This window comes from Halomonas sp. GT (assembly GCF_002082565.1).
GTDB lineage: Bacteria > Pseudomonadota > Gammaproteobacteria > Pseudomonadales > Halomonadaceae > Vreelandella.
In genome coordinates, this window is record NZ_CP020562.1 from 3,230,931 (window position 1) to 3,244,077 (window position 13,147).

10 protein-coding genes are annotated in these 13,147 nt (G+C 53.8%); 1 reads left to right on the top strand and 9 read right to left on the bottom strand.

Annotated elements, in window-relative coordinates; genetic code table 11:
• Window positions 1-11: 11 nt before the first annotated feature.
• From B6A39_RS14875 to B6A39_RS14885, 3 genes are all read right to left on the bottom strand, one after another.
• Complete coding sequence (locus tag B6A39_RS14875; protein ID WP_009721286.1) at window positions 12-674, bottom strand: response regulator; 663 nt, start codon at window positions 672-674, stop codon at window positions 12-14.
• A 273-nt stretch (window positions 675-947) separates the two neighbouring features.
• Window positions 948-2,897: an acetate--CoA ligase gene (gene acs, locus B6A39_RS14880; RefSeq protein WP_083006929.1), complete on the bottom strand. Its 1,950-nt coding sequence runs from the start codon at window positions 2,895-2,897 to the stop codon at window positions 948-950.
• A 169-nt stretch (window positions 2,898-3,066) separates the two neighbouring features.
• Window positions 3,067-3,615 (bottom strand): SprT-like domain-containing protein, encoded by a 549-nt coding sequence (locus B6A39_RS14885; RefSeq protein WP_198036723.1) that lies wholly within the window; start codon window positions 3,613-3,615, stop codon window positions 3,067-3,069.
• 90 nt (window positions 3,616-3,705) lie between these two features.
• Between B6A39_RS14885 and B6A39_RS14890 the strand changes: the two genes are divergently transcribed.
• Entirely contained in the window at window positions 3,706-4,380 is a 675-nt protein-coding gene (locus B6A39_RS14890) for a YecA/YgfB family protein (RefSeq protein ID WP_083006933.1), read from the top strand.
• 18 nt (window positions 4,381-4,398) lie between these two features.
• On the opposite strand, the gene B6A39_RS14895 is transcribed toward B6A39_RS14890, so the two are convergent.
• The 6 genes from B6A39_RS14895 to aceE form a co-directional block, all read right to left on the bottom strand.
• Window positions 4,399-5,520 carry a phospholipase D-like domain-containing protein gene (locus tag B6A39_RS14895; RefSeq protein WP_083006934.1) on the bottom strand — a complete coding sequence of 374 codons (1,122 nt, stop codon included), beginning with the start codon at window positions 5,518-5,520 and terminating at the stop codon, window positions 4,399-4,401.
• Between the two features lie 27 nt (window positions 5,521-5,547).
• Window positions 5,548-6,258, bottom strand: coding sequence for a class I SAM-dependent methyltransferase (locus tag B6A39_RS14900; RefSeq protein WP_442906323.1), 711 nt, complete (start codon window positions 6,256-6,258; stop codon window positions 5,548-5,550).
• Window positions 6,259-6,263: 5 nt separating this feature from the next.
• The gene (gene tsaB, locus B6A39_RS14905; RefSeq protein ID WP_083006937.1) at window positions 6,264-6,965 is read right to left on the bottom strand and encodes a tRNA (adenosine(37)-N6)-threonylcarbamoyltransferase complex dimerization subunit type 1 TsaB; all 702 of its coding nucleotides are present in this window, start codon (window positions 6,963-6,965) and stop codon (window positions 6,264-6,266) included.
• A gap of 110 nt (window positions 6,966-7,075) precedes the next feature.
• Window positions 7,076-7,729: an adenylate kinase gene (adk, locus tag B6A39_RS14910; RefSeq protein WP_083006939.1), complete on the bottom strand. Its 654-nt coding sequence runs from the start codon at window positions 7,727-7,729 to the stop codon at window positions 7,076-7,078.
• Between the two features lie 249 nt (window positions 7,730-7,978).
• On the bottom strand, window positions 7,979-10,021 hold the full coding sequence (gene aceF / locus B6A39_RS14915; RefSeq protein WP_083006941.1) for a pyruvate dehydrogenase complex dihydrolipoyllysine-residue acetyltransferase: 2,043 nt from the start codon (window positions 10,019-10,021) through the stop codon (window positions 7,979-7,981).
• Between the two features lie 58 nt (window positions 10,022-10,079).
• Window positions 10,080-12,752, bottom strand: coding sequence for a pyruvate dehydrogenase (acetyl-transferring), homodimeric type (aceE, locus tag B6A39_RS14920; RefSeq protein WP_083006943.1), 2,673 nt, complete (start codon window positions 12,750-12,752; stop codon window positions 10,080-10,082).
• Between the last annotated feature and the right edge of the window lie 395 nt (window positions 12,753-13,147).

Genomic DNA, 13,147 nt, shown 5'->3' on the forward strand with positions numbered 1-13,147 from the left:
CCACTTACTCTTCAAGAAGAAACTTTCGGCGGTTCCACTTCAAGTTTCTGAGCAGCAATAACTGCCTGAGTGCGTGAGTGCACTCCCAGCTTGCGCAGAATAGCCGTCACGTGGGCCTTAATAGTGGCTTCTGAGACGCTAAGCTCATAGGCGATTTGTTTATTCAACAAACCTTCCGTCAGCATATTGAGCACACGAAACTGCTGCGGTGTCAGTGAGGCAATTGCCTCCGCAAAACGCGACTCTTCTTCGCTGGTTTCATCTAATACATTCGCCAGCGCTTCTGGCAGCCAAACTTCCCCTTGTAAAATTTCCCCCACAGCTTCAGCAATTAGCTGTAGTGAGGAAGATTTAGGAATAAAGCCTGACGCGCCGTAGTCAATTGCACGACGCACTACATAGGGCTCGTCACTGCCTGAAACAACCGCCACCGGAATATCGGGCATCTGGCCACGCAATTGAATCAAACCTGAAAAGCCATGCGCTCCAGGCATATGGAGGTCTAGCAAAATCAAATCAGCATCAGGATGTCGATTAACGACCTCAGTGGTGGCTTCCATGGTGTCGGCTTCGACAATCTCAGCCTGGGGGGCTAACTGGCGCAACGCCTGGGTGAGCGCTGCACGAAACAGCGGATGGTCGTCTGCGACGATAAACTTATGGGCTACTGCCATGGATATTCCTCCGGTTCCTCGAGCAGCGGGGTTGGCTGCCGCCGCGACGCTAGGCTCATACGGTTGAAGCATGGTACCCCATGGGCTTCGTCATTCCCAAGCATCACATGCACTATTTGTCATCAATACGTCATCCAAACAGAAATAACAGTGCCGGCTCCATGGCCGGCACTGCAACGGATCCGTCCAGTTTGCCTTATTTAACATAGCAAATGAATGACATCCGTCATTTAAAATTGCCCCCAACAACAGGATAACTGGGGGCAGAAAGCATTACTGGTTTGCACGATGCTCAATGAGTTCATCCACCACCGACGGATCAGCCAGCGTGCTGGTATCTCCTAGGCCGTCACATTCATTGGCAGCAATTTTACGTAAAATGCGGCGCATAATTTTACCAGAACGTGTTTTTGGCAGCCCAGGAGCCCACTGAATTACATCTGGCGATGCAATCGGACCAATATCTTTACGCACCCATTGGGTTAGCTCTTTTTTGAGTTCATCCGTGGGATCAATACCATCATTTAGTGTTACATAGATATAGATGCCCTGGCCTTTAATATCGTGCGGGAAACCGACGACGGCGGCTTCTGCCACTGCCGAGTGAGCAACGAGAGACGACTCTATTTCAGCAGTACCCATACGGTGGCCTGAGACGTTAAGTACGTCGTCAACCCGGCCTGTAATCCAGTAATAGCCATCCTCATCCCGGCGGCAGCCATCCCCAGTGAAATACATGCCGTCGTAAGTAGAGAAGTATGTCTGTACAAAGCGTTCGTGGTCGCCCCAAATGGAGCGCGCTTGGCCCGGCCAGGAGTCGAGAATGACTAGGTTGCCTTCTGTCTCACCTTCCAATTTATGGCCTTCATTATCCACCAGCGCAGGGTTCACACCAAAGAAGGGCGTTGTAGCAGAGCCAGGCTTTAGATCAGTAGCGCCGGGAAGTGGCGCGATCATAATGCCGCCCGTTTCGGTTTGCCACCAGGTGTCTACAATAGGGCACTTCTCATTGCCAATGACGCGATAGAACCACTCCCAAGCTTCGGGGTTGATAGGTTCGCCCACAGAACCCAGCAAGCGAAGTGAGTCACGCTTGCTGGAGTCCATCACGTTATCACCATGCGCCATTAATGCACGGACAGCAGTAGGCGCGGTATAGAGGATATTGACCTGATGCTTATCAACAATTTCCCCCATGCGGCCATGGCTTGGATAGCTCGGCACACCTTCAAACATTAGTGTGGTTGCACCATTGGCAAGCGGTCCGTACACGATATAGCTATGGCCGGTCACCCAGCCTACGTCCGCTGTACACCAGTAAACTTCGCCTTCTTGATAGTCGAAAACGTACTGATGAGTCATCGCTGCATAGGTCAGGTAGCCGCCAGTGGTATGCTTTAAGCCCTTAGGCGCACCGGTTGATCCAGAGGTATAGAGAATAAACAGCGGATCTTCGGCATTCATGGTTTCAGCCTGGCATTCGGTAGATTGCTTATCCACCAGCTCGTCAAACCAAATGTCACGACCTTCCTTCCAGTCAATATCACCGCCTGTACGCTTCACCACCAATACGTTTTTGCACACATCAGTGCCATCGCGCGTCAGAGCCGAATCGACATTCTCTTTAAGGGGTACGTGTTTACCACCACGCACTGACTCATCAGCAGTGATCACCAGTTTAGAATCAGCACCAATTACCCGCTGAGCGACTGCGTCCGGAGAAAAGCCGCCAAACACAACAGAGTGCACTGCACCAATACGGGCACATGCCAACATAGCCATGGCCGCCTCGGGAATCATTGGCATATACAGCGTCACTGTATCGCCTTTCTTTACTCCCAGCGACTTCAGGCCGTTGGCCAGCTGGTTAGTGCGCTCATAAAGCTCACGGTAAGTAATATGTTTTGAATCGTTAGGATTATCTCCCTCCCAGATAATCGCTGTTTGGTCGCCACGCTTCTCCAAATGGCGATCTAGACAGTTGGCGCTAACGTTTAGCTCACCATCTTCAAACCAGCGGATATCAACATTATCTCGTGCGAAGGAGGTGTTTTTAATCTTCGTTGGCGTTTTGATCCAGTCAAGACGCTTTGCTTGCTCGGCCCAGAAACTCTCCGGGTCATCCATGGACTGCTGATACATTGCCGCATATTTATCTTTATCAGCCCATGCACTGGCAGCGATACTATCGCGCACTGGATAGACGTTTTTATGCTCGCTCATGAAGTTGCCTCTGTCCGTGAAATTGCACTCTCTGGAAAATGGTGTCGGTATTATTATTAGTCGCACCGACGCGCTTAATATTTACCTAGCATAAACCTCCCAACGCCGGCTTCCCTTTAGACATTGGTATTAACATTTTTAACATTCAAAACAATAAGTTAAAACACTTTCAAAGTTTTTCAAAAGCGCTGTAGACCAAGGTCTGATCACAATGACGGCAGCAATAGCGACGTCCCTTTACCACTAAAGAATGACGCCTGGCAGTGAAACGATGTGTTTGACAGCCACATTGATAATAATATGGCCGAGATTGGGCATCCTGAACATCAAAGCGATGAGTCACCTTAGGCTCCAGGCCAAACAGGTCTCGCATGACGGCTTGCCATTCTCGACCATGCGGTTTAAAGCGCGTGCCATTCGCTAAATGAAAGACTAACCAATGCGCCATTTCATGGGGAATCACCTCGTCAAAAAACGCCTGCCGATTATTGCTCAGTAAAACAGGATTAAAACGCAGCCCGCCACGCCCTAGATGCGCCTGCCCTGCTGAGGCACCTTTTAAGTCGAACCACACCTTTGGCGCTGGCAGCGCAGGATAGACTTCTTGGCAGCGTTTTAACGCTTCATCAGCTCTGTCTCGCACGGCATGCATGAGCGCCTCTGAAGATAGTGTCGCAAGTTTTTCAGCAGGCCATGGGGGCAATGGTAAAGTCTTCATTAGTGATAAACTAACCAGTAACGATGTTGCCAACGTGTGTTGCCGATCAACATCTTTTTCTCAAAGACGATTTTTATGATGAGGCCCCTTATGGCAGAGCGCAATAACGTTCACGCAGCAACGTCGCCCAATAACACCCCACCTCAGCCGCTACTTGATGACGAGCAACTTGATCGATTGGATGACTTTCTCGACTCAGAGCAGGTCGGCGAAGATGCGTTGGATCTTATCTCTGCCCATGGCTTTTTAGTGGCGCTGGCGGTTGCCCCCAGTGAATTACCCACCAGTCAATGGCTAACTGAGCTGTTTCAGGGAGAGCCAAGTTATCGGGACGATGCCGAACGAGACGAGATTATCCAGCTGTTAACACTGCTACGTGACAACGCCGTCGCAGTGCTTGAACAGGGCGGTTTACCAGAGCTACCCTTCGAGCTAACGCTAGATGGCATCCCCGCTGAGGAAACGCCCATCGGCGACTGGTGCGCGGGGTTTATGGAAGGTGTCTTTAGCGACGAAAGCGCGTGGTTCCAAGATGACGAAGAATCTGCCGCCACGCTACTATTGCCCTTTATGTCGCTCTCAGGTTTATTCGATGATGAGCCAGAAATGGCTGAGATGGCCCAAGATCAGGCCAGCCAGGAAACCTTTGTTGCTCAATTGCCAGAATTAGTACTGGATCTTTATCTTCACTACCGCGTGCCCCCCGAAACACCGAAACCTAAGCCTCGCAAGAAAACCCCGGCCAAAGGTAAAAAACGTCGATAGCCGATTGTTAGTCGCATATTATTTAAGGCGAGTAACAATACCATCCACTACGCCATAGACCCACTCTCGGGCTCGCTGCCGCCAGGGTCGTGCGGCCCAAGCGGCAGCATCGACTTCCTGGCTGGCGGCAAAGTTACGCTCAAAAAGCGATTGAACTTGCTTGGCAAAGGCTTGGCTTTCTACTTCTTGATTAGCTTCAAGGTTCCAGTGCAGATTCCAATGATCGAAGTTACATGAGCCAATACTGACCCAATCATCTGCTAACACAAACTTGGCATGAATAAAGGTGGGCTGGAACTCAAAGATCCGCACGCCGGCTTTTAACAACGCTTGGTAAAACCGCTGCCCTGCATAACGCACGCCTGGGTGATCATGTTTACTCCCCGGTAATAGCAAACAAACATCCACGCCACGTCGTGCTGCGCGAATGAGGCGTCGGCGCAGCGTGAAGGTCGGCACAAAATAAGGCGTACATAGCCAAAGCCGTTTGTTTGCCTGGTTTACCCGCCCATAGAGCGAGTGGCGGATAGCTTGATAACGATACCCCCTCGCTGACATCACACGGCCGCGCATGCCATCAGCATAACGCACGGCTGTCCGCTGTGGCGGCAGCACTGAGCTAGCTCGCCCATCACCTGCTTGCCGTGTTAGCCGGGAACGCCATAAACGGCGAAAAAGCCCTTCCCAATCAGCGACCACCGGGCCTTCGATGCGCACCGCAATTTCGTACCATGCTTCCAGAAACTCATCCACCGCACCAAACCCGCCGGTAAACGCAACGTCGCCATCCACGACAACAATTTTGCGGTGGTCACGACTTAAGTTGCGAGCCAGCGAGTGAAAACCAATGGGATTAAAGAATCGCAATGCAACACCTGCTTGCTCTAGGCGCCTACGATCACGATGCTCCAATCCCATAGAGCCATAACCATCAAGCAGCAAATGCACCTTAACACCACGCTCAGCAGCATCGATCAGCGCATCACTCATCTGGCTCGCTAACTTACCTGACTCCATCAAGTAAAGTTCCACCAGCACGTAGTGCTCCGCTTGGCTAACCGCATCAAACATAGCTGGCAAAAATTGCGTTGCTTCCGGCAACAGAGTAGTGCGGTTGCCTTCACGCCACACGTGCTGCATAGAGACTCCTTCTCTTAATAAAACGACTCAGCGACGAGCCAGCGAGCGATGGACGTACAAATCGTAACGGCTCGTTTTACCTTCTAACGTATGCTGCGGCGCAGGGCCACCGATAGGGGGAGCTTTGCGGGGGCGCTTGACCACCACTCGATGCGTCGCTACATCCAGCGCTGCTTCTAATAAGCGCGGTGCATCATCGTCATCTCCCGCAAGCTCTCGAAACAAGCGCATCTCTTTTTTGACCAACGCCGACTTTTCACGGTGCGGAAACATCGGATCAAGATGAATAACCTCAGGGTCAAAGGCTGCACTTTCCACAAGAGCGGCAAGCTGATCAGCGGCATCACCATGGCGAAGCGTCATACGCGAGGCAATCTCTGCTGTCGTGTCTGTTTTTGCGGCACGCGCGAGGCCATCTTGAAGCAGCGCGGCAATCGCCGCAACACGTTCAATTAATAGGACATTTGCGCCTAGGCTCGCCAGTACAAACGCATCCCGACCCAAACCAGCCGTGGCATCCACGACGCTAGGAGTGATGCCTTTAGCCAGTCCACAGGCTTTTGCCACTAACTGCCCGCGACCACCCCCAAATTGACGACGATGGGCCGCCTTACCAGCGACAAAATCCACGCTAAGCGGTTTTCCGTATTGACGCTCATTACCTGACAGTGCCAATTGGCCATCAACGTAGCTAAGCGCTAATCCCGAAGGCAAAACAAGCGTATCTGGGCTTGCCATCTGGCTCATGCTGGCTTTTTCCAGGCCACGTCGTTGCGCAAATAAACCGGCTGTGCTTCATGGGCTGCCTGACCTAACCCCGCTTCCAAATCACGAGCGGCGAGCCACGCCATCTCTTCTGCCCGTGGCTCAAGATCAGTAAGGTGCTGAGACATGTTGGTTTGTAGGCTTAACGCAAAGTCATCCCACAGCACAAACCCCGAACCCACGCCTACCCAGTCGGTCTGCTCAGCAGGTAAACGGAAGTTAGCAGGCGCCACGACCATTTCGTCACTTTGCAAGCTAAGCGTGTCATTTAAACAGTGCCAAGTAGCCGCATAAATTTCGCCCATTCGGGCATCTAACGCGGTCACTACATGACGAAAATGGTAGCGGCGATGGGCCTGAAGCGCGAGCGCTTCCAACGTAGAAATACCCAACAATGGACGATCTAGCCCAAACGCCAAGCCTTGCGCTGCACCTGCAGCGATGCGCAAGCCGGTGAATGAACCGGGGCCACGCCCAAACGCAACCGCATCTAGCTGCTGTGTAGAAATATTGGCCTCAGCGAGAATGTCATCCACCATTGGCATTAAACGCCGGGTATGGGCCCGGGGCGTCATCTCGAAACGCGCCAAGCATTCACGCCGGCTACCTTGCTGACGCAATAAAGCCGCAGAGCAGGCACTAGAAGATGCGTCCAGTGCGAGAAGGTATAACGATGACATCGGTTCTGCACTCCATAAAATATGGCCATCATTATACCTTTAGACGGCCTCAACGACGATGGCCCGCAGGTAACCTGCGGGCCATCGTGTCATTCACTAGCGTATGGTACTTAGCAAAGCGCTTCTTTCACTTGCCGAGTAATGTCAGCCACACTGCCTACGCCTTCAACCCGATGATACTGTGGCGCAGCCTCTGGATCTTCTTTCGCCCACTGCTGATAATAGGTGACCAACGGAGCGGTTTGGTCGTGATAAACCGACAGGCGGTTACGCACGGTAGACTCTTGATCATCTTCACGCTGAATCAGCGCTTCCCCAGTCACGTCATCTTTACCCGGCTCTTTGGGCGGATTATGGTCGACATGGTAAACACGCCCAGACGCCGGATGCACACGACGCCCCGCAAGTCGGCTGACAATTTCTTCGTCTGGGACGGCAATTTCCAACACGTGGTCCAGCTTAACGCCAGCCTCTTTCATCGCATCGGCTTGCGGGATGGTGCGCGGAAAACCATCGAACAAGAAACCATTTTCACAGTCGGGTTGGCTAATGCGCTCTTTTACAAGATCGATAATGACATCGTCGGACACCAAACCGCCGCTATTCATAATCTCTTTTACTTTGAGCCCCAATTCGGTGCCGTCCTTGATGGCCGCGCGCAGCATATCCCCGGTGGAAATTTGAGGGATCTTAAATTGCTCACAGATAAACTGAGCCTGAGTCCCCTTCCCCGCGCCGGGGGCACCCAACAGGATTAAACGCATGGCACTGCTCCTTGAATGTTAGTCGTTAGATATGAATAATTTTAAATAATGGACTGACAATAACCGTGCCGTTCGGATGACACAACTCCCCAAAAGCCTGATAACGCATTTTTTTAACATTTTCTTAAGCAAAAACAGTCAGGTGGCAACTCCTTGTACTTTGGTCACCCCTTCCTTGCAGACCTACTGAACTGTTTTAAACACAAGCGGCGCCCTATTGGGCGCCGCTTGTGGCTTACTCAGAGACGATTACAGCAGTAATCGGCGAATGTCCGTCAACACATCCGCCAGGAATGCCGTAAAGCGGGCGGCATCCGCACCGTTAATCGCCCGGTGATCGTAGGAAAGCGATAGCGGCATCATTAAGCGCGGCTGGAAGGCATTGCCATCCCACACCGGTTTCATCTGCGCTTTCGACACCCCCAGGATCGCTACTTCCGGCGCATTAACGATCGGTGTGAACGCGGTTCCACCAATAGAGCCAAGGCTCGAAATGGTGAAGCAGCCACCGGTCATCTCGTCGCGCTTAAGCTTCTTGGTTTGCGCTTTCTTGCCGAGCTCCGCCATCTCCTTGGCAATCTCAATCAAGGATTTTTTATCGGCGTTGCGCACTACCGGCACCATCAGACCATCAGGTGTATCCACGGCAATCCCAATATGCACGTAGTTTTTCCATACCAGCGTTTCGCCGTCACCTTTCAGGCTGACGTTGAACTGGGGGAACTTACGCAGTGCAAAGGCACAGGCTTTAACCATAAACGGCAACGGTGTCAGCTTGGCGCCTTGGGCTTCGGCCTCGGCTTTCATGGCTTTACGGAAGCTTTCGAGCTCGGTAATGTCGGCCTCGTCGAACTGCGTCACGTGAGGCACATTGAGCCAGCTGCGGTGCAGATTCGTCGCGCCCATCTTGAGCAGGCGCCCCATCGGCTTCTCTTCTACGTCGCCAAACTGACTGAAGTCGACGTCCGGTATTGCGGGAATGCCAGCACCACCACTCGCTGCTGGGGCAGCCGCTGTTTGTGCTTTACCTTGGTTGGCAATGGCCTGTTTCACGTAGGCCTGCACATCTTCTTTCAGCACCCGGTCTTTCGGGCCACTAGGCTTAACAAGACCGAGGTCTACGCCAAGTTCACGTGCCAGCATGCGTACTGCTGGGCCTGCATGTACCAGTTTCCCATCGCGGGGCTTATGAGAGGCCATCTGCGCTTCAGGGCTAGGCGTACCTTCTGGTGAAGAAGCGGTAGGCTTAGCACTTGACTGACTGGCACTAGAGGACGGAGCTTTCTCCGGCGCCGCTTTTTTAGGGGCTGCCTTCTTGGCACCAGCTACTTCTATGTAGCCAATCACATCGCCTTCAGAGACAGTGTCACCCTCTTTCACAGTAAGTTCTAAAAGCTTGCCTTTATAAGGACTCGGCACGTCCATCGATGCTTTGTCAGACTCCAGAGTGATAAGAGGGTCTTCTTCGTTAACCTCATCACCTGCCGCCACACCAATTTCGATAATCGGCACGTCAGAAGAGCCTGACAGATCAGGTACGCGAATCTCTTTGCGCTCAGGCTCACCGCTACCGCTATCTTCTTCAACCGCAGACTCTTCAACAGCCACTGCTTCCGGCGCGCTGCTGGTTTGGCTAGCGGCTTGCGCTTGCGGCGCGTCTGCGCTGTCGTCACTACCCTCGCCAGCGATTTCCATCTGGCCGATCACGTCGCCTTCCGAGACGGTATCGCCTTCTTTCACCGTAAGCGCAACGATCTTACCACCGTGCGGGCTGGGTACATCCATCGAGGCTTTATCCGACTCGAGGGTGATCAAAGTGTCTTCAGCGTTGACCTCATCGCCGGCGCTGACCGCGACTTCGATGATTTCAACGTTGTCTGAACCACCCAAGTCCGGCACTTTAATATCGACCGTTTGCTTGCCGCCACTGGCTTTTTTAGCGGCTGGGGCTTGCTCTTTAGTCGGTTCTTTCGGTTTGTCTTCTTTCGCTGGCGCGTCGTTGGGCTGGCTGTCAGACGCGGGGGCTGACGTCTCTTCGCCACCGTCTGCGCCACCTTCAACCTCCAGCTCAACGATGTCGTCGCCTTCAGAGACGGTATCGCCTTCTTTCACCAGCACTTTGAGCACCTTGCCGCCTTTCGGGGCCGGGACGTCCATGCTGGCTTTGTCAGATTCCAGGGTGATTAGGGTGTCTTCCGCTTCAATGACGTCGCCTTCTGACACCGCAATCTCGATGATTTCGACATCGGCATCGCCACCGATATCGGGAACTTTGATGATTTCGCTACTCAAGGTCGCGCTCCTTCCAAATCGGATCGAGCCGGCGGGCATCTGCCCGCCGGGCAGCGGTTTAGCTGGTCAGCGGGTTCGGCTTGTTGGCGTCAATGCCATACTTCTTCAGCGCCTCGCCGACGTGCTTGCGATCAAGCTCACCACGGTCTGCCAGCGCACGTAGCGCCGCCACGGTGACGAAGTAGCGGTCTACTTCAAAGAAGTAGCGCAGCTTCTCGCGGGTGTCGGAACGGCCAAAGCCGTCCGTGCCCAGCACGGTGTACTCGCTCGGCACCCAGGCACGCACCTGGTCGGCGTAGAGCTTCATGTAGTCGGTGGAGGCAATCACCGGGCCGTCACGTCCTTCCAGGCACTTCGTCACGTGGGGCTTATTGCCCTCAACGTCCGGGTTCAAGAAGGCTTCACGCTCCAGCAGAAGGGCTTCGCGACGCAGCTCGTTAAAGCTGGTCACGCTCCAGATATCCGCGCCAATGCCCCAGTCGTTGGCCAACAGCTCCGCAGCCGCTTCGACTTCGCGCAGGATGGTGCCGGAGCCCAGCAGTTGCACGCGGCCTTTATCGCCCTGCGTTTCGTTGAGCAGATACATGCCTTTGACGATATCGTCGGTGGGCACGGTCTCAAGCGCGGGGTGTTCGTAGTTTTCGTTCATCACCGTCAGGTAGTAGAAGCAGTTCTCTTTGTCGGAGAACATGCGCTTCAAACCATCCTGGAGGATGACCGCCACTTCGTGGGCGTAGGTCGGGTCGTAACTGCGGCAGTTGGGGATGGTGGAGGCTTGAATCAAGCTGTGGCCATCCTGGTGCTGCAGACCTTCACCGTTGAGCGTGGTACGCCCGGCGGTGCCGCCAACCATAAAGCCGCGGGCTTGCAGGTCACCGGCGGCCCAGGCCAAGTCACCAATGCGCTGGAAACCGAACATCGAGTAGTAGACGTAGAACGGCAGCAGGGTGACGTTGTTGTTGCTGTAGGACGTCGCGGCGGCAATCCATGCGGACATGGCACCGGCCTCACTAATCCCTTCTTCGAGAATCTGGCCTTTCTGATCCTCGCGGTAGAACATGATCTGGCCTTTATCGACCGGCTCATACTTCTGACCTTCCGAGGTGTAGATCCCGAGCTGACGGAACATGCCTTCCATGCCGAAGGTACGCGCTTCGTCAGGAATAATCGGGACGACATGTTTGCCGAGCTTCTTATCCTTCACCAGACCGTTCAGAACGCGCACGAACGCCATGGTGGTCGAGACTTCGCGCCCTTTGGAACCCACCATTTGCGAGGCAAAGGTTTTGTCTTCCAGGCTGGGGATCTCCAGCGCTTCAAAGTCACTGCGGCGGCTCGGCAGGTAGCCGTTTAAGCGTTCCCGCTGCAGGTGCATGTACTTAAGCTCGGGAGAGTCTTCTTCCGGCTTGTAATAGGGCACATCTTTAAGCTGCTCGTCGGTGAGCGGAATACCAAAGCGGTCGCGGAATTTACGCAACGCCTCGTACTCCATGCTCTTGACCTGGTGGGCTTCGTTGGCGGCTTCGCCATCGCCACTGCCCATGCCGTAGCCTTTGACGGTATGCGCCAGAATGACCGTGGGCTTACCGTTGGTCTGGTTGACCGCTTCGTGGTAGGCCGCGTAGACCTTGAACGGGTCGTGGCCACCGCGGTTGAGCTTCCAGATGTCTTCATCAGACAGGTCGTTGACCATCGCTTCGGTTTCGGGGTACTTACCGAAGAAGTGCTCACGGGTGTACGAGCCGCCGTTGGCCTTGTAGTTCTGGTACTCACCGTCGACCGCTTCATCCATGCGTTTTTGCAGGATGCCTTTCTTGTCCTTCTCGAACAGCGGATCCCAGTGACGCCCCCAGACGACCTTGATGACGTTCCAACCGGCACCACGGAATACGCCTTCGAACTCGTCCATAACGCGGGAGTTGCCGCGTACCGGACCGTCCAAGCGCTGCAGGTTGCAGTTGATGACGAAGATCAGGTTATCGAGGTTTTCACGACCCGCCAGGGAGATCGCGCCCAGTGACTCCGGCTCATCACACTCGCCGTCGCCCATAAAGCACCAGATCTTGCGGTCGTACATGTCTTTCAGCTCACGGTGATGCAGGTACTTCATCACGTGGGCTTGGTAGATGGCCTGAATCGGGCCAAGGCCCATGGACACCGTGGGGAACTGCCAATAATCCGGCATCAGCCACGGGTGCGGGTAGGAAGACAGGCCATCGCCGTCGACTTCGCGACGGAATTTGTCCATCTGCTCTTCTGATAAACGGCCTTCCAAGTAGGAACGCGCGTAAATACCCGGGGCAACGTGGCCCTGGATGTAAATCAGGTCGCCTTCAAAGTCGCCTTTGGGGGCGCGGAAGAAGTGGTTAAAGCCAACATCGTACAGCGTGGCTGACGACATAAAGCTGGCAATGTGGCCACCCAGCCCGGGGTTGGCGCGGTTATTACGGATGACCTGGGCAATGGCGTTGTAACGAATCAACGACCGAATGCGGCGCTCCATAAACAGATCGCCGGGCATCGGTGCTTCGCGATGCACAGGGATCGTATTCCGGTGCGGGGTTGTCACCGAGAAGGGCACCTTCATCCCGTCCCGGCGCAGGCGATCCGCCAAGCGGGTCATCAGGTAGCGGGCACGATCTTCGCCCTCACGATCCAGTACTGATTCCAGGGATTCCAGCCACTCCGTGGTTTCGAGCGGATCGAGATCTTCTCTTGTCTCCAGACTCATAGAGGTCTCTCCGAATGACGATAAATGACAATGAGCCCCGCCAACCCTTAGGGCCTGGGGCGGCTGCGGTGTTTAGCCACCACAGGCCGATAAAACGCCGACGCCTGAGCGCCGTGCAGGGGTTTTCTTTCTACATTCAACAAGCTACGTACTTTTCGATGTAGTAAAGCTACACAATTGTCGTGAAAGTTAGCCTTTTGTATATGCGAAGATACCGCAAAGTCGTCACTCTGCCAATTCCAGCAAGCCCTAAAAGGCTATCGAAAACAAACTATTGCACCGCAACATAAAGAAATAACCAGACTTTAGTCGAATCTACCAAACGCTCAAAAATGTAGCCAAACTACCGTTTTATTTACTTACGAGTGAAGTACTTACTTAAATTTCCAACGTTC

What these genes read in the sequence shown, in the direction of transcription:
- B6A39_RS14875 (WP_009721286.1), bottom strand. Translation starts at nt 674, where the DNA reads ATGGCAGTAGCCCATAAGTTTATCGTCGCAGACGACCATCCGCTGTTT.
- acs (WP_083006929.1), bottom strand. Translation starts at nt 2,897, where the DNA reads ATGAGCGAGCATAAAAACGTCTATCCAGTGCGCGATAGTATCGCTGCC.
- B6A39_RS14885 (WP_198036723.1), bottom strand. Translation starts at nt 3,615, where the DNA reads ATGAAGACTTTACCATTGCCCCCATGGCCTGCTGAAAAACTTGCGACA.
- B6A39_RS14890 (WP_083006933.1), top strand. Translation starts at nt 3,706, where the DNA reads ATGGCAGAGCGCAATAACGTTCACGCAGCAACGTCGCCCAATAACACC.
- B6A39_RS14895 (WP_083006934.1), bottom strand. Translation starts at nt 5,520, where the DNA reads ATGCAGCACGTGTGGCGTGAAGGCAACCGCACTACTCTGTTGCCGGAA.
- B6A39_RS14900 (WP_442906323.1), bottom strand. Translation starts at nt 6,258, where the DNA reads ATGGCAAGCCCAGATACGCTTGTTTTGCCTTCGGGATTAGCGCTTAGC.
- tsaB (WP_083006937.1), bottom strand. Translation starts at nt 6,965, where the DNA reads ATGTCATCGTTATACCTTCTCGCACTGGACGCATCTTCTAGTGCCTGC.
- adk (WP_083006939.1), bottom strand. Translation starts at nt 7,729, where the DNA reads ATGCGTTTAATCCTGTTGGGTGCCCCCGGCGCGGGGAAGGGGACTCAG.
- aceE (WP_083006943.1), bottom strand. Translation starts at nt 12,752, where the DNA reads ATGAGTCTGGAGACAAGAGAAGATCTCGATCCGCTCGAAACCACGGAG.